The organism is Methanobacterium congolense (assembly GCF_900095295.1).
In the GTDB taxonomy this organism is placed as follows: domain Archaea; phylum Methanobacteriota; class Methanobacteria; order Methanobacteriales; family Methanobacteriaceae; genus Methanobacterium_C; species Methanobacterium_C congolense.
In genome coordinates, this window is the sequence record NZ_LT607756.1 from 1,195,786 (window position 1) to 1,221,462 (window position 25,677).

The following is a 25,677-nucleotide window of genomic DNA, read 5'->3' on the forward strand; positions in this document are numbered from 1 at the left end:
TATGGATTATAAAGAAGATTTAGAACCAAAAATGGATCAGAACTTTGTAGCAGTCCGGTACAACGTGGAAATTGAAGGACCAGCAATAAAACCCGAGGAAGACCATGATGTTCGGAACATACTGCCTGATGAGGAACCCTACAGATCCATAGCACTGGCCGTGCTCCATGAGGACAGGGAAGCCTCACTCAGCAACGTTAAAAAAGCACTGGATGAAGGTGTTTCACCAATAGAAATAATCAACAAGGGACTTATGAAGGGAATAGATGCTGTAAGCCTCCTTTACACCAAGGGATTCTACTTCCTTCCGGATCTCATGCTTGCTGGAGACGGAATGATGGAAGGGGTTAAGGAGTGTGAAAAGGTCCTGGGACACAAAAGTGAAACCAAAGGCACTGTTGTATCATTCGTGGCCGAGGGAGACCCCCACGACATAGGTAAAAACCTCATTGTCATGTTCCTCAGGGCTGCTGGGTACGATGCAATAGACTTGGGAAGGGACGTGCCCACAGATGATGTTATAAAGGCTGTGAAGGAGTACAATCCTCTGTTTGTGACTGGAACAGCTCTCATGACAACCACCATGACAGTTTTCCCTAAGGTCGTTGAAAAACTCCAGGAAAATGGTCTTGAAGTTCCTGCAATTGGATGCGGTGGCGGTGCTGTGAGAAAAGACTTCGTTGAATCATTCCCAATGAGTGTCTACGGTGTTGAAGCATACCACACACCAAAACTTGCAGATGCTATACTGAAGGACAAAAAAACCTGGAAAGACCTTAGAAAAGAATATTCAGAGATCGTTGGAGAGTTCGTTCCAGAGTATTCCTGATCTTAGAACCCCCCTTTTTTATTATTTTTTTAATTAATTAACGTCTTTTTTTATAAAAAAATGTATGAATACAAATAATGAAGGGATTCATTAAATTTATTAAATAATCGCATCAAAGATGCAGATCAAACCTTATTTAAAAAGTAAATCCAAAAATTATAATAGAATCTGTAATGGGACACTAAACAGTCAATTCAACTAAAGATTCTTCTCAGGGGGTTCATGGAATGAGTGGTAAGTACGCAGTGGCACTGGACATAGGAACAAGTGGTATAAGGGCACAGGCACTTGACATGGAAAGTTCAAAGGTTGTTTCAACGGCGATTACACTCAGACATCCGTTACCAGGTGCCAATGTGGTGGATCACCTTCACTTCGCAATTGAGGTGGGTGAGGACACAGCCCACAAACTCCTTATCGACACCGTGAATAAGGTGATTTCAAGGCTTGATGTGAACCCTGATGATATTGAGAGACTTGCTGTCTGTGGAAACCCCATACAGCTCTCCCTCTTCCAGAACATAGAGATAAGGGACCTTGCCTACTGGGGTGAGAATGCCCTTGAGAGGATGCATGTAATTCCACCATCCAGAAATTCCAAAATTATAAAACCTGGAGAAATAGGGCTTAATATCAATCCAGAAGCAGATGTTTGCATCCCTCCTGCAATAAAGCATGAGATCGGTGCAGATGCCCTTGCCATGCTCGTTAAATCATATGTTCTTGAGAAAAAGGGAATATACCTTGTTATAGATTTTGGTACCAACGCTGAAATGGCCCTGGTTGTTGATGGAAAGGTTTACTCATGTTCTGCTGCAGCAGGACCTGCAATAGAGGGTCAGATGATAGAAAAGGGGAGATTAGCCTCTCCAGGAACGATTTGCGACTTTGAGATTGCTGATTCTGGCTGGAAGGCCCTTGTGCTCAACGATGATCTCATCGTCAAAGAGGGGAACACAACCGACCCTACAAATGGAAAAACACTCTTCAAGGGTGAAATGGGTGGAAAATCCAGGGGAATAACTGGAACCGGGGTTATCGCAGCCTTCAGCATGGGTCTGGACACGGGCATCATTAAGCTTCCAAAGATCAAAAGCCCGGACCATATGATCCATCTGCAGGATGAGATATACATCACAGAGAAGGACATCGTCAGTATAGGCAAGGCACTGGGGGCTTTCAGGGCTGCGTACCTGACACTTGCAGAGGAGGCTGGAATACTCCTTGAAGATGTGGATGAAACTTACATGGCAGGTGCTTCAGGTTTCTATGTGGATCCACATAAATCCCTTGATGTTGGTCAGATACCGGCATCATCAAGTGATATCTATCAGCTTGGAAACACATCCCTTGAAATGGCAAGGGACATAGCCCTTAAACCTGATCTCCTTGAAGATCTGCAGAGGATAGCTGATGATATGAGGAGCAACCATATAATGCTTGCAACATCAAGTGTATTTGAGAAGATATACTCACTGGAACTTGCAGTCTGCGAACAGGGCATGCCACTCTGGATGTACAACAACTGGCTGAACAAGTACGGTTTTCAGAGGATCCCACCCAAGGCTTCCAAACCCAGTGTAAAAAGGATCTTTGAAAGGGATATACCTGAACTTGGGGTAGATGGGCTGAGAATAATTGGAGATATTGGCTCCACACTCAAGGCTCGCTTCAAGGGCTGCACACAATGTATGACCTGTTCAAGAAAGTGTCCTGAAAATGCCCTGACAATTGAAGATGGCGAGGCCATTGTACGAACGGATCTGTGCAATGGAATGGCATGCCTGAAGTGCGAGCTTTCGTGTCCTGAGAAGGTGTTCAAGTTCCGGGATCTTTTAGTGCCAAACAAGGAATAAGTGATTGCCTTAAAAAAGGAATTAAAAACATTTATTCTCTATTTTGAATAATTTCTATTAGTTTTTCATTGAATATTTTAAATTCAATAATAAATTCTAGCGCTGTTTTTATGAAAAATGATTTTAAGTATTTATTTTAAAAAAAGGAAAAAAGAATAAATAAATTTTTTCTCAAAATTTGGCTCAAGTTATGGGTATGTTTGCGGTTGACCAGGCTTTCACTTTAACAAAAGAGGGTAAAACACCGTTAGTTTTGTAGGAAGTTAGTATTCTGCTAAAGAGATAAACTAATGATTTGTAACCGATGTTCCCTAAACTTGTTGTACCGTAATTAGGAGCTCTTCCATAATTTTCTATGAAATCTGCTACGTTACCTGCTAATTCTGAATAGCTAGCTTGGTTTAATGTTCCAGTATTTACACTTTCACTAGTACTTGTTGGTGATGAAACACTTCCAACACTTATAGGTGCAGTTATACTGGCGTTAAGTTGCCATACACATCGTGAGGCTAAAAATAGGAACTGAGTTGTACTTAAAGTTGAGGTTCCTACAGCAACTGTACTAGGCAGTGCTTTATTAGTCTCAATATAACTTTTAACCCTTGAAGCTGCATTAGTGATCTGATCCACAGTGAAGAATGTGTCAACTATTGGGATATTTGATGCAGACCAAGCTTTTACATTGATATAGTAAGGTAATCCACCAGGCAAACCATTAAAGTATGTATTATGATAATTCAGTACCCTACTGAATAAGTAAACTAATGATTTGTAACCGATGTTCCCTAAACTTGTTGTACCATAATTGGGGGCTCTTCCATTATTTTGTATGAAGGTCGTTACAGTGGCAGCTAAATTTTGGTATGAACTCCATTCTAAACTTCCGCTTGTTACACTTTCACTTTCACTAGGAGCTGTACCATAATTTCCACTTATTATGGGTGTATCACTTCCCCCACCCAGTTCATCAACAGCCTTTGCTTCGAGATACAAGAACTGTGCTATAGTTATGGTTGTTTCACCGATCTGTACTGTACTTGGAAGTGCCTTATTGGTTTCAATGTAATTTTTAACCCATACTGCAGCTGTGGATATTTGATCTGTGGTGAAACTTATATCAGTTATTGGTATATTACTGGTTGACCATGTTTTTACAACAATTGACTGAGGTAAATCGTTGTTGGTTCCGTAGTATGTAAGAATTCTACTGTACAGGTAAATTTCTGAGTTATATCCAATAGTTTGACCATTTAAAGCCATGTTTTGTGGTGCAGCACCGTTACTACTCATATAATCCACTATTTTCTGAGCGAGATCAACATATGTCTCTATACTTATGGCTTGTGTAGAAAGTTGTTCGGTACTGCTTGATGGTAACGAAAAGTTTCCAACAGTTAAATATGCACTGCCACCATATCTGAGTTGAGTAGTTGCCATTGAAACCAAATATAAAAACTGTGCCATATTTAAATTTGTTCCACCAACTTGAACCGTAGATGGTAATGCTTTATTAGTTTCAATATAACTTTTAACCCAACTTGCTGCTTCTGTGATTTGATTTAAACTGAATCCTGCTATTGTATATGTCTGTGTGTAGACTGGTGATATATTACCTGCAGCATCTATTGCTACAAACTTTAGTGTTGTTGTGTTGTTTATGGTTATTGGGTTTGTGTAAACAATTCTTGTGGTGCTTGTTGTTGGATCCGTGCCATCGGTGGTGTAATATATTGTTGCAGGTTCGTTAGGCGTTAAAATTATTGTCTGTGCACCATTGTATGTTCCTGTTCCTATGTTCGAGCTTACAGATGGTGCTGTTGCATCAACTGCAATTGGAACACTTGTTGTACATCCGTTTACTGTTGCTGTTGCATTTGCTGTACCGCTAGTATTTCCTGCAGTGATAATGATGCTTGCTTTGCCTTTGTTGAATGTTGTATTAGTTGTGTTAACCGTTCCAAGGAGGTAATTGAAGTTTATTGGTGTACCATCAGGTATGTTTCCCTGACCTGAAGTATCCTGGTTATCTGAGTTTTTTGTCAAGTCAGCAGTGACTGTTGTAGTATTTCCTCCTTTAACTGTGTTGTTTGTGGTATTTACAGATAAGATTAACCATGGACCGTAGTTTACTTGTTGACTAATATTGTTGTCGTATATGGTTGTTCCATTTGGGGCGGTGGTGCTGTTTGATATATAACTTGGTGTGTTGGTTCCCCACCAGTTATTTGTAGCATTAATTAAGGATGTTCCATTAGCCACGTAAAGCCCATACCTAAGATTTTGAGCTATTACGTTGAAATTTAAGTATCCACTTGTATTTGCTGCGAAACTGATTCCATCCCTTCCATTGGATGTGATGGTATTATTTACGAGATTAATATTGCCCCAACCTACATATATTCCATCAAAATTGTTCCCTGTGATGGTGTTGTTGTTTATATTTGTGCTTGTTTGTGAAGAGGAAGTAATTGTTCCATCTAAACTATCACTTAGGTCAATTCCATCTCTGTTGGACGTGATGGTGTTTTGGGATATGTTGATGTTGGAAGTGTTTTGGTTTACGTATATGCCGCCACCATTTTCTTCTGTGTTTCCACTGTTTGTTAGGTTGTTTCCAGTTATTTGGAAGTTGTAAATTGAGTTTTCATCTCCTTCTGCACCACTAATTCGTATACAGTATCTTGTACTGTTATTTATGGTGTTGTTTGTTATTTGGCAGTTATCAGATGCATAGTAGTAATCATTACATTCTACATCAATACCGTAGTAACATCTAGTGAGTGTATTTCCTGTTACGTTGCAGTATTCTGCTCCTCCAAATAGGATACCAAACGCACTGTCTTTTATATTGTTGTTGAGGATATTGGAGTTGGATGATATTATCATGATTCCTTTTACATTGTCATGGTTTCCCTGTATTGTATTTCCTTGTATCGTGACATTGTTGCCTTCAACTGCTATTCCACCATCCAAGGTTGATCCACTGTCAACTCCATTAGAGTAACTGCTTCCTGGAGTTCCTATGGTTATATTGTTCCCAATTATCTGACAGTTATCAGCATATGTCACAATACCACTAGTACCACCAACAAGGTTAAATCCAGTTATAATGGAGTTAATTCCATGATTCCAAATTGTTATCACTGGTAAATTAGAATTGGAAGCTTTAACAGTGACTGATCCATTGGCAACTAGGTTAATCCGTTTTTTAATGTTTAGATTTTCATTGTAAGAATTTGTTCCATTACTATAAACTGTTATTGTATCATTATTGTTTGTTCCATTATTGTCCAAAGCGGACTGGATGGACTGGTAATTATAAGTAGAATTAGGACCCACAGTCCAATTCGCTGCAGAAGCTGATCCAGAAATGCTCAGGACAAAACAAACAAATAAAAACAACAACACTATCCTTTTAGACATTCTATTATTCACCTCACACATCTTGAAGTAACAACTTAATAAAAAATCAAAGCCAAAAAAAATAACCCCCTACACAAAAACCACCCCCATTATTCTAAAAAAAAATAAAAGAGATAAATTTTTATGAAGGGGTGAATGTCATGTTTTCTGAGCTGTGTCTTCCTGAATACTTTTTTGCATCATCCCTTTTTTCTGTAATATAATTTTTGAATGATTGGTCTTTGTTGATTATTGCTGTGATTTGGTCATTCTGGCTTTGTATTTTTGGAATCAAAGCTTTAGCATTCTGGTAATGTTTCTGCGCCTCTGCGGTGTTCCCGTTTATTTCAAGTTGTATTCCTGTGTACATTTCCAAACAGTAGTCATGTTTTAATTGGAGGTATTGTCCCATGGCTAGTGCATATTCTTTTTTTATGCTTGAAGTGGAGTTACCAATCATCTCATCAACTTGCGGCTTAGTACCCACGGTTATATTCAACATACGTTCATACTTTACCTTAGCATTCTTTAAATTGGATAATCTCTCCTCTGAAGTACTGTAAGGTGCATTCAGATAAGCATCAGCCTCCGGTTGAATAATATCCACAAAATCCAAATCATACGCAGACATATAAGCTCCATTGCTATAATTTGCATTTACATTAAACTGGTATGCTCCGTATACTATGAGTGCTATTGAAGCTATTAAGAGGACTGTGATTGTTATTGTGGCTTTTTTTCCACTTTCTATTGCAGCATTTATTACAGTACCCAGTGCTCCACCAAATAATGCCCAAATAGTAAGTCCTGGGATTAATATAACCATCATTACAGGTGCGGTATCACCTGAAAAGAAGGCAAACCCAAATATGCCCATAACAACTGCACATCCTATTATTAAACCTGCAGCAAGAGCATTAATAAATGAATTAGTAGTATCTGGTTCCATCCTATAGGATAACACTGTTGCAATACAACCAGTAACAAAAGGAATCGGAATCAAACCAAAAAAGAAAGTATTAGATGCTCCAAACAGGAAATAACCAACAATAGCCATAATACTACCAACTACAAGCCCAATACCAATAGCCTTCCAGTACAATCTGTAATTCTTATTATGCCACCAGGATTCATCGAAAACCCTTCCACACTTCTTACAACGCTCAGCATCATCAGGATTATCAGTCCAACAATTAGTACAACGCTTCATAATCCATATTTCTCCTTATCTTTTTTTCTTTTATAGATTTCTTTAAAAAAGGTATGATTGAAATTTTTTAGTATTTCAATCGTTAAAAGTTATTTTCTATGGCTCCGAAATAGGCTAATTTGGTTTTTAAAAGTCCATCACCAAAATAATCACTTCCGTGGGTCATCATATGTATTGCAAAGTATTGATGGTATCCACTTCCACTACCCCAACAGGTTACATTGTAATTTGTAGTATTTGCAGAACAGGTTACATATGGATTACTAAATAATGCATGCCACGGTCCATCTGAGGAATCTCCATAATATTGCCATATTGCACCGTATGGATAAAATACCACAGTTCCATTAGGACTATATACAGGATCTGTTGTTGCATAAAGGAATGTGGGAGTTCTGATACCTACACCTGTTTCAATTAATATAGGATAATCTGCTTTGAAGTAATAAGTAATTGAGCGAGGAATTTGTCCTGAAGGATCTGCCGAGGAATTAAGAGCTTCTGTACGTAACAATTCCATATGCATAATTTTTGGTTTAACTTCCTCTAGGTCATCTGCGTTATTATCTCCCTCATCAACTTCATTTACTTCATGATTGGTGTCAGCAAGTGCTCTCACAGTATAATTACCATATTCAGTAGGAGTCCAATTAAACGACAGGGTAGTACTACTCCTGCCGTTTAATCCATTTACTCTCTGACTGCTAATCAAAGTATAATTCAAATTATTACCTGTTACGTTACCATCCATTTTAGCAACATATAATCCCACATCAAGGACCTGTGCCATTATATTTACTATCCGTTACAGTAACCTCAATAGGAACTGCATGATGGATATACACATTATTAAGCAACTTAATTTTACTTTCAAGATTAATTAAGTTAGTATAACGGAAGATACAGCCACAATCTGGTTCACAACTGCAACCATTAGCCCACTTATTAAAAATATAATTGTAGGTTCTTATGTACTGTTCATCAGTGATTTCACTTGCAGCATTCGCAATACTCAGGCCCACTGATGCAAATTTTATAACTATTTGTGCCTCATCTCCTAAACCTCCAGTGGCTGCTCCAATTATAGCATCAGAAACTAGATTAAATGCGATTATTTTCCCTCTACATTGATCGCAAATTGTCCCCCCAGTTCTTTTTTCTATTATGTCTATTTGTCCTTCGCCATCTAAAGCTGCCATTGCTTTGGATGGGAGGTCAATAATTTCACCTCCAGTTTCAATAGCGTAATCATGATCATTTGATCCTGTCAACATAACTCTTAAAGTCGTGAATACTGTATCTTTCGTCTCTATTGTTACAGGTACTCCACCAGCCTGTAATTCACTTACGATACTCCTTATTTCATTTATCTTATCTTCTATATTTGTGTAATATTGTGTTGTTAAGTTGAATTGGATGTCGGGGTCATTGTTTAGGATCCATTCTGCTCCGTTTTCATGGCCTGCTTTGATTTCATTGATTGATTGGGTTAAATTGTCAGCTTCTGTAGTATTTATTGTTGTTCCATTTGCACTTGCTATTTGTGTGTTAATTTCATCCAGTAAACTGTATTCATAGTCTAATTCGCTTTGTGCTTGATCATAATTTCCATTAACTATGGAAGTTACAGCTACACCATTGGCTTGTAGTGCAGTATTTATATTTAGAAGAAGTTTCTTTTTAGTTTTAGAAGTAATTGATGAGTTATTAACCTCAGATTTCAATTCTTGAAGTTTCTGACCAGAATATTCAGCTATTACACTACTATTAGACCCATTAGTCATGGTATCTAATTCATTAATTTTTTGAGTTAAATTTTCTACCAATGCATCCCTTGTTTGATTATCCATAGTTTGATTAGTAGAATTAACTTGATTTGTATCAGTTAATGCTTGATTTGTACTATTTGAGTCTGTTTGATTAGTAGCAGTTATAACAGTTGCCGTGGCAACTGTACTCAAAACAAAAATTAATACTATAACCATTATTGTCCCTTTTTTTATCAGTTTATCACCAACCTCAGTATAACCTATTAACTTTTAATTTTCTATAATAGGGTTTAAATATAAATATCTTTATAAAAAATTTTTTTAAAAAGAGTTACTGATCAAATAACAATGAATTAACAATAATTAGCAATTTTAATGCTCATAAACACAAAATAATAATTAGAAATAAAATTGCTGAACAATTAACATAATTATTACGGTTCAATTAATAATATGATCTATAATAATTTTAATTAAGAAATACATGTCAATGAAAATGAACACCCATATTAAAGAAAGTGTAATTACTTTTGACGATAAAAAAAATGTTTAATTAAATTATAAAACTTGGCTTTCGGCCTGATCAAAGAATCAATAACAAAAATAGCTTAGAATATTGTTAAAGACAATTTAAGTATTATTTCAATTGGGAAATAAGTTACAGTTGATTCAAATAAATGAACAACTTAGTGGGTAAAATAATTCTAGGGGCAGTTTACTTGGAAGAATCTGATAATCAAACAAAAAGGTGGTATAAAAGTGTTTTTAATATTTTATTTGACTTTTAATCCCCAATCACGACCCATTAAGCGTTGCCTTGAATTCTGTTTTTAAATCAGAATTTATATTTTTCAGGGAGTTCAGATGTGTTAAAACGGATCCATCTGTATCGTTAGTTGAAAAGATATCCTTCCTGAAGTTTGTAATGCCGTTCAAGGCTTTGAGTGTTACGTTAAGATTGTCCTGAATGGATGCAAGTTCCTTATCCCTCTCTTCACTGGAGATACTTCCAGAACTGTACTTCTTATCAATCTCTGATTTTTGGGATGTGTAAACTGAGTTGAAGTAGTTTTCAAGGTAGGTGTTCTGATCATCCATGAAATGGTTTATCTTTGCATTATTTTCATCCAGAATGATATCAATGGAGTTATCCTTTTCTTGTAGGCTAAAATCCGTTAGATGAAAGAATACAGGTAACGAAATCACAACCACTGCTACGGCTACAAGAAGCCAGTTCCTCCTATTTTTAAAGTTCATCATAATTTATTAGTGCAAATTCCAATTTAAAGTTAATGAATTCCACTTGAAGTGTTAAGGTTATTAATCAGAGTATTATAGATTTAAAATGAGTACTTCTAAAAAAAGAAGGAAATTCCTATAAAAGTAAAATAGAAGAGGTGTAAACATGCCTGTTATAACCATCGACGGACCAAAACTCACAAAGGAACAAAAATCAGAACTAGTTAAATCATTTTCAGAGAAGGCAAGTGAAATTATGGGACTGCCTGTGGAATCAATTGTCACCATAATAAGGGAAGTTGAATCTGAAAACGTTGGAACCGGAAACATTCTCCTCTGCGACAGACAAAGGAAATAATCCCCTTGATTTAACTTTTTTTATCGTCGAGAAATTAAACTTACATTAAATGTGGTGCATCTCAAGTTTTAGGAGGTTAAATGACAGATCTGATGCTTAACCAGTACAAAAAACCCATAAAAACCCACTACAAGATCCTTGGATTGAGCTGGGCCGGTTGGATTTTTGATTTCTACGATCTTATACTGTTCACATTTTTAATAATCCCCATTGGAGTAGAGCTTCACCTCTCAAAGCTCATGCTATCCTACGCCCTTGGAATTTCACTGGCAGCCACAGCCATTGGTGGAGTTATCTTCGGGTTTTTAGCGGACAGGTACGGTAGAAGAGCAGTTTTACAACTTACAATTGTTGTTTACAGTATTGGAACCTTTCTCTGTGGGTTTTCAACCAGTCTGGAGTCCCTCATTCTCTTCAGAATTATCACGGGATTAGGTGTTGGTGGTGAATGGGCCACAGGTCAAACCTACATAGGTGAAACATTTCCACCTCATTTGAGGGGTAGATATGGGTCCATCATGCAGACGGGAGCACCCCTTGGAATTGCACTTGCATCCGTCGTTGGGGGACTCCTTGAACCAACCCTGGGTTGGAGAGGCTGTTTCTTCCTTTCGGTGATCCCTGCATTCATTGTTATCTACATAAGACGTGGGCTTCCAGAATCAGACCTCTGGCTTAAAGAAAAGGAAGAACGCACCAAAAACATACTAAAAATTGCAAAAAAAGGTTTAAAGGATAAAATTCCTGAAAAAAGAGAGTTAAACAGGTTTTCAATGCTGTTTTCACGTGAATACCGAAAGGAATTCATACTTGCACTTTTACTGGCTGTTCTGGGCCTTTCAGCCTACTGGTTCACCTACTCGTGGATGCCAGATTACCTGTACTCCCAGAGGCATTTTTCCATGACAAAATCTGCACTCTGGATAATAGTAACCCAGATAGGGGGCTTTTTAGGTTATCTGTCCTTTGGATTCGTTGCAGATAAAATTGGTAGAAGACCTGCCTATTCTATTTACTGTTTCATAATGGCACTTGGACTTGTGATGATAACACTGCTCTGGAACCTCGTTGTGGCTTACCCACCAGTTATATTAACCTTCATGTTTCTTGTGGGCTTTGGAACAGGTTTCTTTGGAGGTTATGGACCCCTGTTTTCTGAACTCTTCCCAACAGCAATCAGAAATACAGCTTCTGGTTCAGCCTTCAACCTTGGAAGGGGTGCACAATTTATAACCCCCATAATCATTGCAGCCATTGCAACCAAGTACGATCTGAGCCTTGGAATATTCCTGGCAGCGGTATTTGCAGTTGCAACAGGTTTATGGATATGGATGTTTCCAGAGACTCGTGGCAGGAATCTTGAGGAACTTGAATAAGTTCCAGTCCCAAGGTAATTTAGAACATCATGGATAACATTAAATTCTCAAAAAAACATAAAAATGAAAAGTTCAGTATAAAATTTTGAAAAAAGTCCATGTAACAATTTCATGATTTAATCATTCCACTTTTTTTAAGTTTTTTAAAGTTCAAAAAAACCTGCGGGGATTTGAGAATGAATAAAAAAGCTGATGAAAATCCTGAAAAAACCTACAACCACCTTAAGAATGAGAAAAGTCCATACCTCATCCAGCACGCCCAGAACCCAGTTGACTGGTATCCCTGGGGGGAAGAAGCATTCAAAAAGGCCAAAGAAGAAGACAAACCCATCTTTTTATCAATAGGTTACTCAACCTGTCACTGGTGCCATGTCATGGCCCATGAATCCTTTGAAGACCCTGAAATAGGGGATCTCATCAACAACACCTTCGTGGCTGTGAAGGTGGATCGGGAGGAAAGGCCTGACATCGACAGTGTTTACATGACCATCTGCCAGCTCATGACAGGAACTGGAGGCTGGCCCCTCACCATAATCATGACCCCCAATAAAGAACCATTCTTTGCAGGCACCTACCTCCCAAAAGAAACAGGGTACGGGAGTGTTGGGCTCAGGGATGTGGTGCTGAACGTCAGGGATCTCTGGAGGAATGAGAGGGACGAACTTTTAAATTCTGGACATCAAGTGCTTGAGGTGCTTGAGGATGTGTCCTCCCAGACCACAGGAAATGAACTGGATCCTGGAACCATCAACAAAACTTATTACTCCCTATCAAGGGTATTTGATGATGAAAATGGTGGTTTTGGGGATTTCCAAAAGTTTCCAACACCCCATAATCTAACCTTCCTTTTGAGATACTGGAAACGTACAGGAAGCAAAAACGCACTCCAAATGGTACTGAAAACCCTGGATGCCATGGCTGAAGGTGGTATATATGATCACATTGGCTTTGGATTCCACCGTTACTCAGTGGACCCTCAATGGCTTGTTCCACACTTCGAGAAGATGCTCTACGACCAGGCACTCATCTCAATGGTGTACATTGAGGCATTTCAGGCAACTGAAGATCAAAGGTATAAAAAAATTGCAGAAGAGATATTTGAATACGTTTTGAGAGATATGAAATCTTCTGAAGGTGGATTTTATTCTGCAGAGGATGCAGACACTGAAGGGGTTGAGGGTAAATTTTATCTATGGAAGAGACCTGAGATAATGGATGTTTTAGGTCCAGATGATGGTGAGCTCATCTCCAATGTATTCAACATAAGAGAAACTGGAAATTTTGGCAGTGAACTCACAGGGGAACATGTTGGTGCCAACATATTTCACATAAAGGAACCATTGGATAACACTGCAGAACGTTACCATCTTACTGTGGATGAACTGAAGCGAAAAATAGAAATTTCACGGTTAAAACTCTTTGAAGCACGTAGAAAACGTGCGCATCCACACAAGGATGATAAGGTACTTGCAGATTGGAACGGTTTGATGGTTGCAGCACTCTCCAAAGCTTCACAGGTTTTTGGTGAGGATTTTAAAGGAAATATTTATTCAGAGGCTGCAGAATCTGCCATGAATTTTATTTTAGATGAAATGTGCGAGCAGGATAGACTGTTCCATCGTTACAGGGATGGTGAGGCAGGTATTCCAGGAACACTTGATGATTATGCGTTCGTTGTCTGGGGACTTCTGGAACTCTACGAGGCCACCTTCAAACCAAGGTACCTGGAAAAAGCGGTTAAACTAACCAAAACACTGTTGAATTATTTCTGGGATGATTTAAATGGTGGTTTTTACTTCACAGCCTCTGATTCAGAGCAAGTGCTCCTGAGGGAAAAGAAGATCTACGATGGTGCGATACCATCAGGAAATTCTGTTCAGTTTTTAAATCTACTTAAACTTGCCAGGATAACTGAAAATCAGGAATTTGAGGTGAAAGCTCATGAACTTGAAGAGAGCTTCTCAACAGCTGTTAAAAAGGCGCCACCAGCCCACACAAAATTCATGGAAGCCTTGGATTTCAGGGTGGGACCATCTTACAGTGTGGTTTTAGCTGGAGATCCATCATGTGAAGATACCGTTAAGATGGTAAATGGCCTCAAAAAACCCTTCATTCCAAACAGGGTTATTATATTGAACCCAAAACTCAAATCAGAAGTTGAAAACAATTTAAAAGAACTTTCAGGAATAAAAGATGTTTCAAAATCAGTTGAAATTAAAGGGATGATTGATAATAAAGCAACAGTCTACATGTGTTCAGATAACAGCTGTCAAACACCTACCCACAGTTTAGAGGATGTTTTGAAGTTGATGGATGACTGAGTAATTAAATTGATGGATTGAGTACCTAATAAGTTGATTGAGGTTGAGTACCAATAATTGATGGATGATTCAGTATCTGATGGATCAACCAAGGTGTAGATTTTAAACCACTATAAGTTTCACATATTCCATTTTAGGTGATGTTTGAAACATCTTGTAGAATTGGTTCATTCTCTGGGCGTTTCCATCTAAAATAAATATTTCAAGGCATTTTTCTTCCCTCAGGTGACTGTGGATCTGGGTGCTGATGACATCCTCGAAGTCATGTTTTATCTCAGTGACCTTATCTTCTACTTTTTTATGGTGGATCAAAATCAGAACAGAATTTATTTCTCCATTGAGTTCATCTTTTTCCTTGTTGTCTGCTATCAGCATTCTGGCACTTGCCCTTATAACTTCCGATCTTCCTGAAAATCCCATCTCATCCTTTAGGTGGTCTATTTCATGGAGGAGTTTTTCGTTGAGGGATATGCTCACTATTGTCATGTTACACTTCCATTTTTCAAAAATTATCTTATTTAGGTATTATCTGTATTGTCTAGAAATAATTTTTATTAACCTTTTATAAATAATTTGATATTTTTTATTATAAAAAGTTTTAAATATTAATAAGAATAAAAATAGTTGCATAAATAGGCTTTAAGAAGAAAAAATCTTTTAATTTCATTTTAAATGATAATCAAGAACTTCTGGTGAATGTCTTTGAAAAAAAAGAGGATAATTGGAATTTTCATCCTTGTGGCAGTTATTTTATTCTTCATTGGAACCGTTACCTATGAAGATGCAGAGAATGCCCAGAAAGTTGAGGACAACAAGACAATCGTGGCTGTAACAATACCCACAGAAGCGGATTTCGTTAAAAAGGTGGGTGGAGACAAAGTCGATGTTGTGGTGATGGTTCCTCCAGGTGCAGATCCACATACCTACGAACCAACACCCCGCCAACTCCAGAAAGCAGGCCAGGCTGATATGTACGCAGAGGTTGGTTCTGGAATTGAATTTGAAATCGGTTGGATGGACAAAATAAAAGGCCTGAACAGTAACATGCTCGTTGTGAACTGCTCAAAGGACATAGAACTGATGAAGAGCACAGACCCTGATGAGGGCAACAACGATCCCCATGTTTGGAATTCACCCAGAAATGCCAAAATAATGGTCCAGAATATCTATGAGGGACTTTTGGAAGTTGATCCCAAAAACAAGGACTACTACACCAAAAACAGGGATGCCTATCTGAAGGAACTGGACTTACTCGATGAAAATATCACAGAAACCCTTGCAGATGATAGGGGCATGAATATAATGGTTTATCATCCCTCATGGGGATATTTCTGCCGAGATTATGGTTTAAATCAAATATCTGTAGAAAAAGAGGGAAAGGAACCCACATCACAGAACATAGCTCAACTTGTGGCCCTTGCAAAGCAGGACGATGTTAAGGTTATCTTCGTATCCCCCCAGTTCAGCAATGCAAGTGCAAGTGTCATAGCAAGCCAGATAGGAGGTCAGGTTGTGTCCGTTGATACCATACCTGAAAATTACCTTGAGAACATGTACAGGGTTTCCAATATATTCGCAGAAACTCTGAAAGAAGATAAGAAAGGATGATATTGTTAAAATAGTGAAATAATGAGCGGGATGAGTGTAAATCATCGCAAAAAATTGTTTTAAAAACATAATTTTATTCATAAAATAATAAAAAAACGAAGGGCAAAATTAATCATTCAAGGGATGAAAATGGCAGAAAAGATTCTTGAAGTCCAAAATCTAGGTTACAGTGTTAATGGAAGGGCTGTGCTTGAAGATATAAACCTATCAATTGAGGACAGGGATTATGTGGCAATTATAGGTCCAAATGGTGGTGGAAAAAGTACACTTCTCAAGTTAATTCTGGGTATTCTGAAGCCTGATTCTGGAAAGGTTGAAATATTTGGAAAGCCCCCTGAAAAGGCACGAAGTTACATGGGCTACCTTCCCCAGCAGGTTCTTTTTGACCATGACTTTCCTATAAATGTCTTTGAAACCGTACTCACAGGCCGTTACAGAGGCCTTTTTAAGGGTTACACAGCTGAAGATAAAAAAGCCGTTGAAGATGTCCTTGAAGAGGTTGATATGTTGAAGTACAGGGACAGACAGATAAGCAGGCTTTCGGGTGGGCAGATGCAGAGGGTTTTCATAGCAAGGGCCCTTGTTAGGAATCCCCGCATACTCCTTCTGGATGAGCCAATGGCAAGTATAGACCCTGAGATGCAGCACTCATTCTACAAACTCCTTTCAAGGCTCAAGGAAAGGATGACTATAATACTTGTAAGCCACGATGTTGGTGCAGTTTCAACTCAGGTTAACAAGATAGCCTGTTTAAACAAGAAACTCTTCTACCACGGTCCAGTGGAGGAATCAGCAGAGGGACTTGAAGAGATCTACAAATGTCCCCTGGAATTGATATCCCATGGAATTCCCCACAGGGTGCTTGAAAAACACCCCCATGAAGATCAGGAGGAGTTGTAGATGCTGGAATTTCTCTCATACACTTTCATGCAGAATGCAGTTATTGCAGCGTTGCTTGTGAGTGTTGCCTGTGGAATCGTGGGTAGCTACATCGTGATAAAACGTATAGTTTTCATAAGCGGGGGAATATCCCATGCAGCCTTTGGAGGAATAGGTCTTGGATACTTCCTTGGTGTTAATCCAGTGCTTGCAGCGATACCCTTCAGCATGCTTTCTGCCATGGGCATGGGGATGTTGAGTGAGAAGGTGAACGTGAGTGAGGACACTGCCATTGGAATATTCTGGAGCCTGGGAATGGCCATCGGTATTATATTCATTAACTTAACACCAGGATATGCTCCTGATCTTTTCAGCTACCTCTTTGGAAGCATACTCACAGTTCCAACTTCCGATCTCATTATAATGTTCATTCTGGACATCATCATAATCACTACGGTTTTTCTTTTCCGAAGGGAGCTTCTTGCAGTGTCCTTCGATGAGGAATTTGCAGGGGTTGTTGGAATGCATTCAAGGGGTGTTAACCTTCTGCTTCTATGCCTCGTGGCCTTGAGTGTGGTTGTTCTCATTAAGGTTGTTGGTGTGATCCTTGTGATAGCCCTTTTAACACTTCCTGCAGCCATAAGCAAGCAGTTCACCACTAACCTAAACAAGTTAATGACCCTATCAGTGGCAACAGGCATGTTACTGACTGTAGCAGGTCTCTGGTTATCCTACGTTTTCAACCTGGCTTCAGGTGCCACAATCGTTATTGTTCTGGCTGTGGCATTTGTTATAGCATCCCTTCTGAATGATTGAATTCAAAAAAATTCAATCAAAGTACTTTTTTAAGGTCCAACTAATAACAGTAATAATATACTGTACAGTAATATATTCAGTTAGAATAATGAACCTTACAAAAGTATTGTACCGTAAATAAGTAAGGTTATATACTATGCAGGAACAGAATAAAGTACAGTAAATAAATAAGGTGAATGTCATGCCAAGTCTGCCCTTAGGAGTTCCCTCAGATATAGATCAATACTTCTATAACCGTAAAAAAGAATTAATCAGTCTAAATTCATTAATAGACACCTTAAATCATGATGTAGCTAATCAAATATTAGTTACAGGATACAGAGGTGTGGGTAAGTCGTTTCTTTTAAAAAAATTAATCCAAGAACTTCCAGACAATATTTTAACCGCTTATTTAGATATATCCACGTTATATGGAATTCAAAAGGGTAATTTAACAGAAGAACTGATAATGCGTACGCTTCTTGAAGAAATGAACAATGCAATTAAAGATGAAAATAAATTACAAAGGACATATAAAAGTGTTAAAAAACTTCTATGGAATATAATGAATAGTGACTACGATTTTAGAGAGGCAGGAAGTATTCTTGGAATTTCAATTCCAGATATCAGTGATAATTATGAAAAACTGAGCAAATTTGTAATGGAATACCCTCAAAAGATAGTAGATTCTTCAGAAGGTGAAGTTAAAGGTTTCGTTATAGTGGTCGATGAATTTCAGTTTATAGGTGAATTAGAATCCCCTGAACCATTTTTCTGGCTATTTAGAAGTTTTACACAAAAACAGGACAATGTGAGTTATATCTTCACGAGATCCACATCTACAACCAGTGAAGTCGTGGAAAAGATTAATGGGATAAATGGAGCATTTGGAAATAGAATGATACAGTTCAATGTTGATCCATTTACACGAAAAGAAACTGAAGGTTATCTGAAAGAGAAAGTACCTGAAATTAAATTTACAAATAGTGGTTTAGAAAGGTTTTATAAGTGTACAAGAGGATATCCTGCTTATATCAACAGTTTCTGCAACATCATGTCAGCAGATGTAACCTACGACGAAAATGAAGTTATCAAAGAATTTTATCAAAAGCTTGAACAAGTTGCAGTCAAATGGATAACCATGTGGGCATCACTTTCTAAACATGAAAAATGTATAATAAACACTATTATTGATAATGGACCTCTTAAATGGAGTGAATTATTGAAGAACGTTGATTTTTCAGATAGAACACTCACAAACAATCTAAGAAAACTTAAAAATAAAGGTATACTGTCACATTCACATAAGATCTACATGGTGGATGATCACATGTTAGCAGCCTGGCTTAGGTATAAAAAAAAGGAAGATGGATTCTACCCATCTTAAAATATTTAATTTAATATTTAAATGAAATTAAGGTTAATTAGTGGATTGTAATTCATTTAATTGCTTTTTTGTAAATTACTCATAACTTAAAAAAAGATACTTTAAACCTTAAAAACTAATGAAAATTCCACCTATCTATTCAAATTAAAAAAATGTAAAAAATAGGAAATGGATTTACCTTTGAGGTTCAGGTTAATACCCAGTGTGTGCCGGTTTTTTCCTGGTTCTGGTAGACTCCATAGGAGATCTTTCCCTTTTTCCACTTGTACTTGGTTACGTATTTGTACTTGTACTTCCATTTTTTACCGACTTTGTACCTTACCTTAACCTTTTTCTTGTAGGCCACCTTCTTCCATCCAACGTAGCTAACTGTCTTAACAAGAACATGTGCTGTGTACTGGTATTGGGTTAAAACATATATCTGGTATGTGGATGTTGATACCTGTGACACCCTTCCAGATTCAGTAACTCCAATGTACTTCAGGGTTTTTGAACTGTTTATACTGATTGGTTCTGTGTAAAGTGTGCTGCTGGTTGTTGGATTCGTTCCATCAAGTGTGTAGTAGATCTTTGAATAGGCATTTGAAGATAAACTCACATTCTGTGGAGCGTAGTACTTTCCACCGGCAGGACTTGCGGTTATACTGTTTCCAACCTGATTGTCTAAGGCGTTGATGAAAGCATTTGCATCTGATGCTTTTTTGGCTGCTGTGTCACTGTTGTATGTTTCGTAGATCATGGTTGATATGCCCTTGTTTGCAATGGGTTCTGTGACGTACTGTGGACTTGTGTGGTTTGGTGGAGTGTAAGTTCTTAAAAATGGCATGGTACTGATTATCTCATTGGCGTAGGTTTTGGTTTTAGCATCAGAGGATATCAAGTACAGAAACCTGCAGTAAGCATATCCACTGGATTTATAATGATTTTCATGGATATCCACAACGAGCATTAGATTTTCACTTGATACATCTGGAACAATGAACTTCTGAGCCAGTAGCTGGCCATTCATCCTGCTCTTTTTATAATCACTGGTATCTTTGGTTACAGTGACCTTGTAGAGAACGTATCTCTTATTGAGGTTGGCTGATTTATCTGCAAGTGCCTTTGAAACAGCTTTGTGCATTCCGTTTTCCTGTGGATGCACACCCACTATAATTACAACAGTCTGTTTGGAACTCTGATTACCATAATATGTTTTCTCAACGTAACCGCTAGTCGTACTGCCAATGTTCTGAGCAACACCAACACTGCTTGTAACATTGGTTGCAGATGCACTGCTGACGCTTAAAAGAAGTACCATACTAATTAACATTACAATTATAAAACACGATCTTCCTTTGATTGATTATCCCTCCTCTTTAGTTTTAATAATAATTTAAGAACACTCATAGTATATAATATTAATTATTAACCCGTAATTATGGACCATATTATTTTATTCTGCTGCCTATTTTTTTGTACCTACAGATAAAAAATGTAATTATAAAATTTTTTATAAAAAAAGGTGAAAAATTGGACAAAAATAATGTTTTAAATGAAAAAATTGAAATTCATATTTCAAATGAAGTATTACTCTAAACAGTTCAGAAAAAATGGATCTAAATGAGGAGGTAGAAGTATATATCCATTAAAATAGCCACCAAAAACAGGGAGGCAACATTTAAACTGGAAAATTTCGTTGCAGATTTCATATCCAGTGGTTTTTTCACCACTTCAACCACCCCCAAGGCCATTGGAATCAATGAAATAAGGGTGAGCACTCGAAAATCCATAGTTGAAGGGTAAAGACCTGTAAATGAAATAAGAAGAAATGAAAGGGTAACAAGTATTGCTGAAAGTAAAATCAACTTGAAACCAAATTCACGGCCCCTTGAAACCACCAGCGTTTTTTTTCCACCTAATCTATCAGATTCCATATCAGGCATTTCAACGCTGCTGATGAAGAATAGCTGTAAAAACACCAATGGGAGTGCAAAAATGAGAAATGGAAGATCAAGTGTGCCCTTGAATGTGAAGTAACCCATTCCAGGCAGTATGAAGCCTGTCAATGCCGTTGAAATTTCTCCCAATCTTCTGTAAACCAATTTAACCGGAGGAGCAGAGTAGAACCATGCTAAAAGGTTTCCAAAGAGTACAAATAAAAAGAACCATACTGTGTACGAGAAGACAATGGTGAAGGCTGCAGCAAAGATCAGGGACATCATCATAAGCAAAAGAGAAAACCATTTTGAGAAGGTTCTTAATTCAGGATTTAGAACCAGAATTCCACTACCACCTGAGATTGCAGTTGGATCACCGAATGCATCGGCCTCAAAATCAAAATAATCATTGCTGTAGTGAACAGACAGATGAGCCAGAAATAAAATGGGGTATCCTAGTATAAATTTACTTAGAAGGAACTCTGCGTTGAATAACAAGGATAATAACACTCCGTTGCAAAAAAGTAGAAATCCTCCAACTAAAAATTGAGGACGTCCCAATTTTATGATGTTTAAAAGGGTATTCATCCTACCATTATCCATTTTAAAATGTTTTAAACCTTAAAACTTTAACCTTAAAATCGGTTCAATGGGATTAAGTTTCTTTTTCTGATTAGAATCATGACCCCATGGATCATTTTTTTTATAACGTTCATTCATAAAGTCATGATTTAATAATACTCTCTGCAAAGATTCTGGCATTGTTCAGGTCCATTTCATTGGGATGTCCCTTATTTTTCCCCATAAACCATCCTAATGGACCTTTCAAGTCCAGATTTAGTCCAAGTGGGCGTACTTCACCAGGACAGTTGAACTCTCCCATGATCTCAGCACCCTTGAACTTCAACTTCTCTATGAGAAGGTCATGATAGTTTTCTCCGTGTATACCTGAGGTTGAAAAAATGAACACCTTTTTGTCCATGGGATCTATTTCATCCACAAGTTTTAAGATGTCCCTGTGGGTTTTGCCTCCGTAGATACCAGAACCAAAACCAACAAGTTCATAGCCTTCCAACTCACCGGGTTTAACATCTTCAACTCTTACAAGTGTTGCATTCATGGTTTCTGCCATTGCCCTAGCCACCTTCTCAGTGTTCATATGGTGGTAGGATTTATAGATGATAATGGTTTTCATCATTTCACTCCCTAAATCTACCCTTAAAGAAAATCATAACTCTCACTAATTAGGCTTACTGGTTTTTCATTGTAACTGCATGACGACCAAGATACAATGAAACAAAATTTAAGGTTTTATCTTTATCCCTGAATTCTGGAAACACTTAATTCAATCACCCAGGGTTTTATTAAGTAACTCCCTTAAAACCACTGCGTTGTTGTGTTTTTCATCCCGAGCAGAGTAAATCAGAGTTAGAGTCTTGTTAGTATATTCTAGACTCTTTAAATGAGTAATGAGCTCTTTTTTATCCTCAAGTTCCTTCAGATATCTTGTCTTGAACTCATCCCATTTATCAGGGTCATGGGAAAACCATTTTCTCAGTTCATTACTGGGTGCTACATCCTTCATCCATAAATCCAACTTTGCATTCTCTTTTGACATGCCTCTGGGCCATATTCTGTCCACTAAAACTCTGAAACCGTCAGCATCTTCTGGATCCGAGTAAACCCTTTTGATGGTGATCATACTCATTATTATGTCTTGAGTAATATTTCAATTTTTAGATAAAGTAAATAAAAGTACAGTTCTTTATAATTTTTACGCAACATGATTAATTCAATGAAAATCCATTCAAAAACTGTTTTTAAAGTTAATTCGTCTTAATTTGTATAAAACTGGTTTATTCAAATTAATTATCATAAAAGAAGTTGTAAAAGAAAAATTTGTGTAAAAATAATCTGAAATTAAAGAAATTAAAGGTTCGATCTTTTGTTTTAATCCTTCTTCAAAACCTTAACCCCTTCCTGTGTACCTACAAGTACCTCATCAACGTATCCTGAGAAGATTCCATTCTCAATAACACCTGGAATGGAGTTAAGTTCTTTTTCAAGGAATTTAGGGTCGGGTATTTCCTTGAAGGCCACCTCAAGGAGGAAATTGTTGTTGTCGGTTATAACAGGGCCGTCCTTTCTCTCAGCCATTCTGATTGAGGGTACACCTCCCATATCCCGCAGGCGGTTTGAAACAACTCTGTAAGCTGCAGGCATGACTTCAAGGGGTATTGGCATTTTTCCAAGTTTGTCAACGAGTTTGGAGTCATCAACCACAACAACGAACCTTGCTGCTGAAGAATCAACTATCTTCTCAAGGGTGTGGGCTGCACCGCCTCCCTTTATCAGGTTGAGGTCGGGATCAACTTCATCTGCACCGTCCACTGCTAAGTCAACGTCGTTTTCTTCAAGGGTTGTTATTTTGATTCCAAGGTCCCTTGCAAGGAAAAAGGATTGGTAGGATGTTGGAACCCCCATTATATCAAGTTCTTCTTCTTTAACCCTTTCTCCAAGCCTTTCAATGAAGTGGAGGGTTGTGGATCCAGTTCCAAGTCCAACTATGTCCCCATCTTTAACCAGCTTTGCAGCCTCGTATCCAACCTGTTTTTTAAGTTCCATGAATAATTCCTCTTTAAATTATAATTAATTTTCTTATTTTATATTTTGTTGAATATCAGTTCATTATTTTATTATGATCGTGCAGTACTCTTTAAATAATTTAAACATCCGTAATTAAACATCTATTTTCAGTACTTCAGGAGTACGGTTGTGAGATCGTAGCCCTTTGCACATTTATCCTTTATCTTGCCAACTTTTTTGACTATCTTGCATTTGTCTTCCCTGTAGAGCCCCTCTGGAAAGCACAGGTCCCTCATGGAACATTCTTCATCACATTCTGGAGGGTTGAAAACGAGTTTAGATCCTTCAAAGGCTTTTTTGGAATCCACTGCTGTTTTTATGTAGGCCCTTTCAACATCCACAACCTTCACTTTCCCGCCTTCATGTACAAAGCAGGGTTGTTCTGCATCCTTAACATCCTTTATTATGTACATTCGCCCGCTTTCAAGTGAGTCTATACATGTGCCTTTGAATCTGCACCTTTCACATTGAGAAGAAGCTCCGTAATGCATGAATTTGAGTCCTTTATTTGCAAGATTTTTTCCAATGAGTGTTATCATGTTACCATCGTTCCTGGAAAATTATTCCTATTAATTTGTTGAATATTATGATGTATTAAAGTGAGTTATATCACACTGAAGTTACTATATCCATAAGATTATATAAATCTGCTTTAATTAATCCCCATATCAAAAAGCATAAAATACCATTGGAATGGGTTTAAAACTGGAAATAATAATTTTTAAAATAAAAGATCATTCGATTCAATAGTAACCAAAATATTTACTATACCTATAAATTAATGTGATTCCTATTTCATTTTAAAAAAAATAGGGTAGATTTATTAGATTTTATTAAATAACCCCGGTTGTAGTTGCAAGTGCTTCTGCAGATTCCCTTGTAAGGCCACGATCACCAAGAATTGTGTATCTCTCTTTTCGAATTGTATGTGCCTTTGTAAGAGCTTCAATAATATACTCTGGTTCTATTCCAAGTTCTTTTGCAGTTGTTGGTGCTTTTATGGTTTTTAGAGTATCCCTTATGAATTTCCAGTCACCACCGTGGAGGTACATCATCATTATGGTTCCAACACCGCACTGCTCACCGTGGAGCGCAGGTTTGGGTGCAACTATGTCCAGTGCATGGCTGAATTTATGTTCCGAACCACTTGCAGGTCTGCTTGTACCTGCTATGCTTATTGCAATACCACTGCTTATCAATGCCTTCACAACAAGGCCTGCACTTTCTGTAAGGCCTTCTTTAATGGCATCTGCAGATTTTATGGTCATTTCTGAGGTCATAAGGGACAGTGCTGCTGCAGAGTCACTGAAATATTCATTGAGAAGTCTGTGTGCGAGTTTCCAGTCCAGTATTGAGGTGTGGTTTGATATTATGTCCCCACATCCTGCTGCAAGGAGCCTGAAAGGGGCCTGGCTTATTATCTTTGTATCTGCAATGACTCCTATTGGAGGTTTTGCTTTAAGAGACACACTTCCTCCCTCATTTTTTATTGAAGCCCGTGGTGATGCTATTCCATCGTGAGAAGCTGCAGTTGGCACACTTATGAAGTGCATCTCTGCCCTTGTGGATGCGAGTTTTGCAGTGTCTATAACCTTGCCTCCCCCAACACCCAGAACTATTGAAACATCATCCAAAGCATCCTGAACCTCCAAAACAGAGTTCTTGGATGCTTTGTCAATGGTAACACATTCCACATCATAACCTTCACTTTGAAGGCTTTCAATTGCCTTTTCCCCTGCAATTTTTATGGTTCTGGGTCCTGTTACAATCAGTGCTTTTCCTTCAACCTTCAGATCCTTGCATATAGCGCCTGTTTCCGTTATAACTCCAGCACCTGTGTGAATTTCCCTTGGAAGCTGAATCTTTCTAAAGTCCATTTTATCATCCCTTTCTTGAAAAACAATGAATTTAATCATAACTCCCATTGTTTTTCGTTATAAAAATCCCGTTTAGTCCTTGGTATATTTCTATTCAGAGTTTAATAATAGTAGAAATAAGTTTTAAAACTTCTTTTATCCTTAGGTTATCTTTTAACACAAGTATAAAAATAATTTTTGATTTATTTTATTTCAAGTTTTTTTCA

General features: G+C 37.7%; 22 protein-coding genes. 9 read left to right on the forward strand and 13 right to left on the reverse strand.

Annotated elements, in window-relative coordinates; translation table 11 throughout:
- Nucleotide 1 precedes the first annotated feature (1 nt).
- Nucleotides 2–829, forward strand: a complete 828-nt coding sequence (gene mtaC, locus MCBB_RS05670; RefSeq protein WP_071906844.1) for a methanol--corrinoid protein MtaC — start codon at nt 2–4, stop codon at nt 827–829.
- Between the two features lie 227 nt (nt 830–1,056).
- Nucleotides 1,057–2,685: a methylamine methyltransferase corrinoid protein reductive activase gene (locus MCBB_RS05675; RefSeq protein WP_071906845.1), complete on the forward strand. Its 1,629-nt coding sequence runs from the start codon at nt 1,057–1,059 to the stop codon at nt 2,683–2,685.
- A gap of 183 nt (nt 2,686–2,868) precedes the next feature.
- On the opposite strand, the gene MCBB_RS05680 is transcribed toward MCBB_RS05675, so the two are convergent.
- From MCBB_RS05680 to MCBB_RS05700, 5 genes are all read right to left on the reverse strand, one after another.
- Nucleotides 2,869–6,108, reverse strand: coding sequence for a pseudomurein-binding repeat-containing protein (locus MCBB_RS05680; RefSeq protein WP_071906846.1), 3,240 nt, complete (start codon nt 6,106–6,108; stop codon nt 2,869–2,871).
- A 121-nt stretch (nt 6,109–6,229) separates the two neighbouring features.
- Nucleotides 6,230–7,297: a hypothetical protein gene (locus MCBB_RS05685; protein WP_071906847.1), complete on the reverse strand. Its 1,068-nt coding sequence runs from the start codon at nt 7,295–7,297 to the stop codon at nt 6,230–6,232.
- A gap of 82 nt (nt 7,298–7,379) precedes the next feature.
- Nucleotides 7,380–8,048 carry a CARDB domain-containing protein gene (locus MCBB_RS05690; protein ID WP_231916423.1) on the reverse strand — a complete coding sequence of 223 codons (669 nt, stop codon included), beginning with the start codon at nt 8,046–8,048 and terminating at the stop codon, nt 7,380–7,382.
- Between the two features lie 22 nt (nt 8,049–8,070).
- Nucleotides 8,071–9,282 carry a hypothetical protein gene (locus tag MCBB_RS05695; protein WP_071906849.1) on the reverse strand — a complete coding sequence of 404 codons (1,212 nt, stop codon included), beginning with the start codon at nt 9,280–9,282 and terminating at the stop codon, nt 8,071–8,073.
- Nucleotides 9,283–9,861: 579 nt separating this feature from the next.
- Complete coding sequence (locus tag MCBB_RS05700) at nt 9,862–10,323, reverse strand: hypothetical protein (RefSeq protein ID WP_171899094.1); 462 nt, start codon at nt 10,321–10,323, stop codon at nt 9,862–9,864.
- Nucleotides 10,324–10,471: 148 nt separating this feature from the next.
- Between MCBB_RS05700 and dmpI the strand changes: the two genes are divergently transcribed.
- The 3 genes from dmpI (at nt 10,472) to MCBB_RS05715 (ending at nt 14,360) form a co-directional block, all read left to right on the forward strand.
- Nucleotides 10,472–10,663, forward strand: coding sequence for a 4-oxalocrotonate tautomerase DmpI (dmpI, locus tag MCBB_RS05705; RefSeq protein WP_071906851.1), 192 nt, complete (start codon nt 10,472–10,474; stop codon nt 10,661–10,663).
- 80 nt (nt 10,664–10,743) lie between these two features.
- Nucleotides 10,744–12,039, forward strand: a complete 1,296-nt coding sequence (locus tag MCBB_RS05710; protein WP_071906852.1) for an MFS transporter — start codon at nt 10,744–10,746, stop codon at nt 12,037–12,039.
- A gap of 176 nt (nt 12,040–12,215) precedes the next feature.
- Complete coding sequence (locus MCBB_RS05715; RefSeq protein WP_071906853.1) at nt 12,216–14,360, forward strand: thioredoxin domain-containing protein; 2,145 nt, start codon at nt 12,216–12,218, stop codon at nt 14,358–14,360.
- Between the two features lie 102 nt (nt 14,361–14,462).
- On the opposite strand, the gene MCBB_RS05720 is transcribed toward MCBB_RS05715, so the two are convergent.
- Nucleotides 14,463–14,846, reverse strand: coding sequence for a CopG family ribbon-helix-helix protein (locus MCBB_RS05720; RefSeq protein WP_071906854.1), 384 nt, complete (start codon nt 14,844–14,846; stop codon nt 14,463–14,465).
- A 216-nt stretch (nt 14,847–15,062) separates the two neighbouring features.
- Here MCBB_RS05720 and MCBB_RS05725 point away from each other — a divergent pair, with 216 nt between their 5' ends.
- The 4 genes from MCBB_RS05725 to MCBB_RS05740 all read left to right on the forward strand — a co-directional run bounded on the left by MCBB_RS05725 (nt 15,063) and on the right by MCBB_RS05740 (nt 19,029).
- Nucleotides 15,063–15,968, forward strand: a complete 906-nt coding sequence (locus tag MCBB_RS05725; protein ID WP_084789856.1) for a metal ABC transporter solute-binding protein, Zn/Mn family — start codon at nt 15,063–15,065, stop codon at nt 15,966–15,968.
- 129 nt (nt 15,969–16,097) lie between these two features.
- Nucleotides 16,098–16,868 (forward strand): metal ABC transporter ATP-binding protein, encoded by a 771-nt coding sequence (locus MCBB_RS05730; RefSeq protein ID WP_071906856.1) that lies wholly within the window; start codon nt 16,098–16,100, stop codon nt 16,866–16,868.
- The gene (locus tag MCBB_RS05735; protein ID WP_071906857.1) at nt 16,869–17,663 is read left to right on the forward strand and encodes a metal ABC transporter permease; all 795 of its coding nucleotides are present in this window, start codon (nt 16,869–16,871) and stop codon (nt 17,661–17,663) included.
- A 181-nt stretch (nt 17,664–17,844) separates the two neighbouring features.
- Nucleotides 17,845–19,029: an AAA family ATPase gene (locus MCBB_RS05740; protein WP_071906858.1), complete on the forward strand. Its 1,185-nt coding sequence runs from the start codon at nt 17,845–17,847 to the stop codon at nt 19,027–19,029.
- 187 nt (nt 19,030–19,216) lie between these two features.
- Here the strand turns inward: MCBB_RS05740 and MCBB_RS12205 are convergent, their stop codons facing one another.
- From MCBB_RS12205 to MCBB_RS05775, 7 genes are all read right to left on the reverse strand, one after another.
- Nucleotides 19,217–20,329 (reverse strand): chitobiase/beta-hexosaminidase C-terminal domain-containing protein, encoded by a 1,113-nt coding sequence (locus MCBB_RS12205; RefSeq protein WP_071906859.1) that lies wholly within the window; start codon nt 20,327–20,329, stop codon nt 19,217–19,219.
- 298 nt (nt 20,330–20,627) lie between these two features.
- The gene (locus MCBB_RS05750) at nt 20,628–21,446 is read right to left on the reverse strand and encodes a prenyltransferase (protein WP_231916424.1); all 819 of its coding nucleotides are present in this window, start codon (nt 21,444–21,446) and stop codon (nt 20,628–20,630) included.
- Nucleotides 21,447–21,672: 226 nt separating this feature from the next.
- Nucleotides 21,673–22,143: a flavodoxin family protein gene (locus MCBB_RS05755; protein WP_071906861.1), complete on the reverse strand. Its 471-nt coding sequence runs from the start codon at nt 22,141–22,143 to the stop codon at nt 21,673–21,675.
- 150 nt (nt 22,144–22,293) lie between these two features.
- Nucleotides 22,294–22,656, reverse strand: a complete 363-nt coding sequence (locus MCBB_RS05760) for a DUF488 domain-containing protein (protein WP_331709805.1) — start codon at nt 22,654–22,656, stop codon at nt 22,294–22,296.
- A 242-nt stretch (nt 22,657–22,898) separates the two neighbouring features.
- Entirely contained in the window at nt 22,899–23,573 is a 675-nt protein-coding gene (gene rpiA / locus MCBB_RS05765) for a ribose-5-phosphate isomerase RpiA (RefSeq protein WP_071906862.1), read from the reverse strand.
- Between the two features lie 128 nt (nt 23,574–23,701).
- Nucleotides 23,702–24,133, reverse strand: coding sequence for a UPF0179 family protein (locus tag MCBB_RS05770; protein WP_071906863.1), 432 nt, complete (start codon nt 24,131–24,133; stop codon nt 23,702–23,704).
- Nucleotides 24,134–24,427: 294 nt separating this feature from the next.
- The gene (locus MCBB_RS05775; protein ID WP_071908014.1) at nt 24,428–25,471 is read right to left on the reverse strand and encodes an NAD(P)-dependent glycerol-1-phosphate dehydrogenase; all 1,044 of its coding nucleotides are present in this window, start codon (nt 25,469–25,471) and stop codon (nt 24,428–24,430) included.
- Between the last annotated feature and the right edge of the window lie 206 nt (nt 25,472–25,677).

Coding starts and splice junctions, on each gene's coding strand:
- mtaC (WP_071906844.1), top strand. CDS start 2: ATGGATTATAAAGAAGATTTAGAACCAAAAATGGATCAGAACTTTGTA.
- MCBB_RS05675 (WP_071906845.1), top strand. CDS start 1,057: ATGAGTGGTAAGTACGCAGTGGCACTGGACATAGGAACAAGTGGTATA.
- MCBB_RS05680 (WP_071906846.1), bottom strand. CDS start 6,108: ATGTCTAAAAGGATAGTGTTGTTGTTTTTATTTGTTTGTTTTGTCCTG.
- MCBB_RS05685 (WP_071906847.1), bottom strand. CDS start 7,297: ATGAAGCGTTGTACTAATTGTTGGACTGATAATCCTGATGATGCTGAG.
- MCBB_RS05690 (WP_231916423.1), bottom strand. CDS start 8,048: ATGGATGGTAACGTAACAGGTAATAATTTGAATTATACTTTGATTAGC.
- MCBB_RS05695 (WP_071906849.1), bottom strand. CDS start 9,282: ATGGTTATAGTATTAATTTTTGTTTTGAGTACAGTTGCCACGGCAACT.
- MCBB_RS05700 (WP_171899094.1), bottom strand. CDS start 10,323: ATGAACTTTAAAAATAGGAGGAACTGGCTTCTTGTAGCCGTAGCAGTG.
- dmpI (WP_071906851.1), top strand. CDS start 10,472: ATGCCTGTTATAACCATCGACGGACCAAAACTCACAAAGGAACAAAAA.
- MCBB_RS05710 (WP_071906852.1), top strand. CDS start 10,744: ATGACAGATCTGATGCTTAACCAGTACAAAAAACCCATAAAAACCCAC.
- MCBB_RS05715 (WP_071906853.1), top strand. CDS start 12,216: ATGAATAAAAAAGCTGATGAAAATCCTGAAAAAACCTACAACCACCTT.
- MCBB_RS05720 (WP_071906854.1), bottom strand. CDS start 14,846: ATGACAATAGTGAGCATATCCCTCAACGAAAAACTCCTCCATGAAATA.
- MCBB_RS05730 (WP_071906856.1), top strand. CDS start 16,098: ATGGCAGAAAAGATTCTTGAAGTCCAAAATCTAGGTTACAGTGTTAAT.
- MCBB_RS05735 (WP_071906857.1), top strand. CDS start 16,869: ATGCTGGAATTTCTCTCATACACTTTCATGCAGAATGCAGTTATTGCA.
- MCBB_RS05740 (WP_071906858.1), top strand. CDS start 17,845: ATGCCAAGTCTGCCCTTAGGAGTTCCCTCAGATATAGATCAATACTTC.
- MCBB_RS12205 (WP_071906859.1), bottom strand. CDS start 20,329: ATGGTACTTCTTTTAAGCGTCAGCAGTGCATCTGCAACCAATGTTACA.
- MCBB_RS05755 (WP_071906861.1), bottom strand. CDS start 22,143: ATGAAAACCATTATCATCTATAAATCCTACCACCATATGAACACTGAG.
- MCBB_RS05760 (WP_331709805.1), bottom strand. CDS start 22,656: ATGAGTATGATCACCATCAAAAGGGTTTACTCGGATCCAGAAGATGCT.
- rpiA (WP_071906862.1), bottom strand. CDS start 23,573: ATGGAACTTAAAAAACAGGTTGGATACGAGGCTGCAAAGCTGGTTAAA.
- MCBB_RS05770 (WP_071906863.1), bottom strand. CDS start 24,133: ATGATAACACTCATTGGAAAAAATCTTGCAAATAAAGGACTCAAATTC.
- MCBB_RS05775 (WP_071908014.1), bottom strand. CDS start 25,471: ATGGACTTTAGAAAGATTCAGCTTCCAAGGGAAATTCACACAGGTGCT.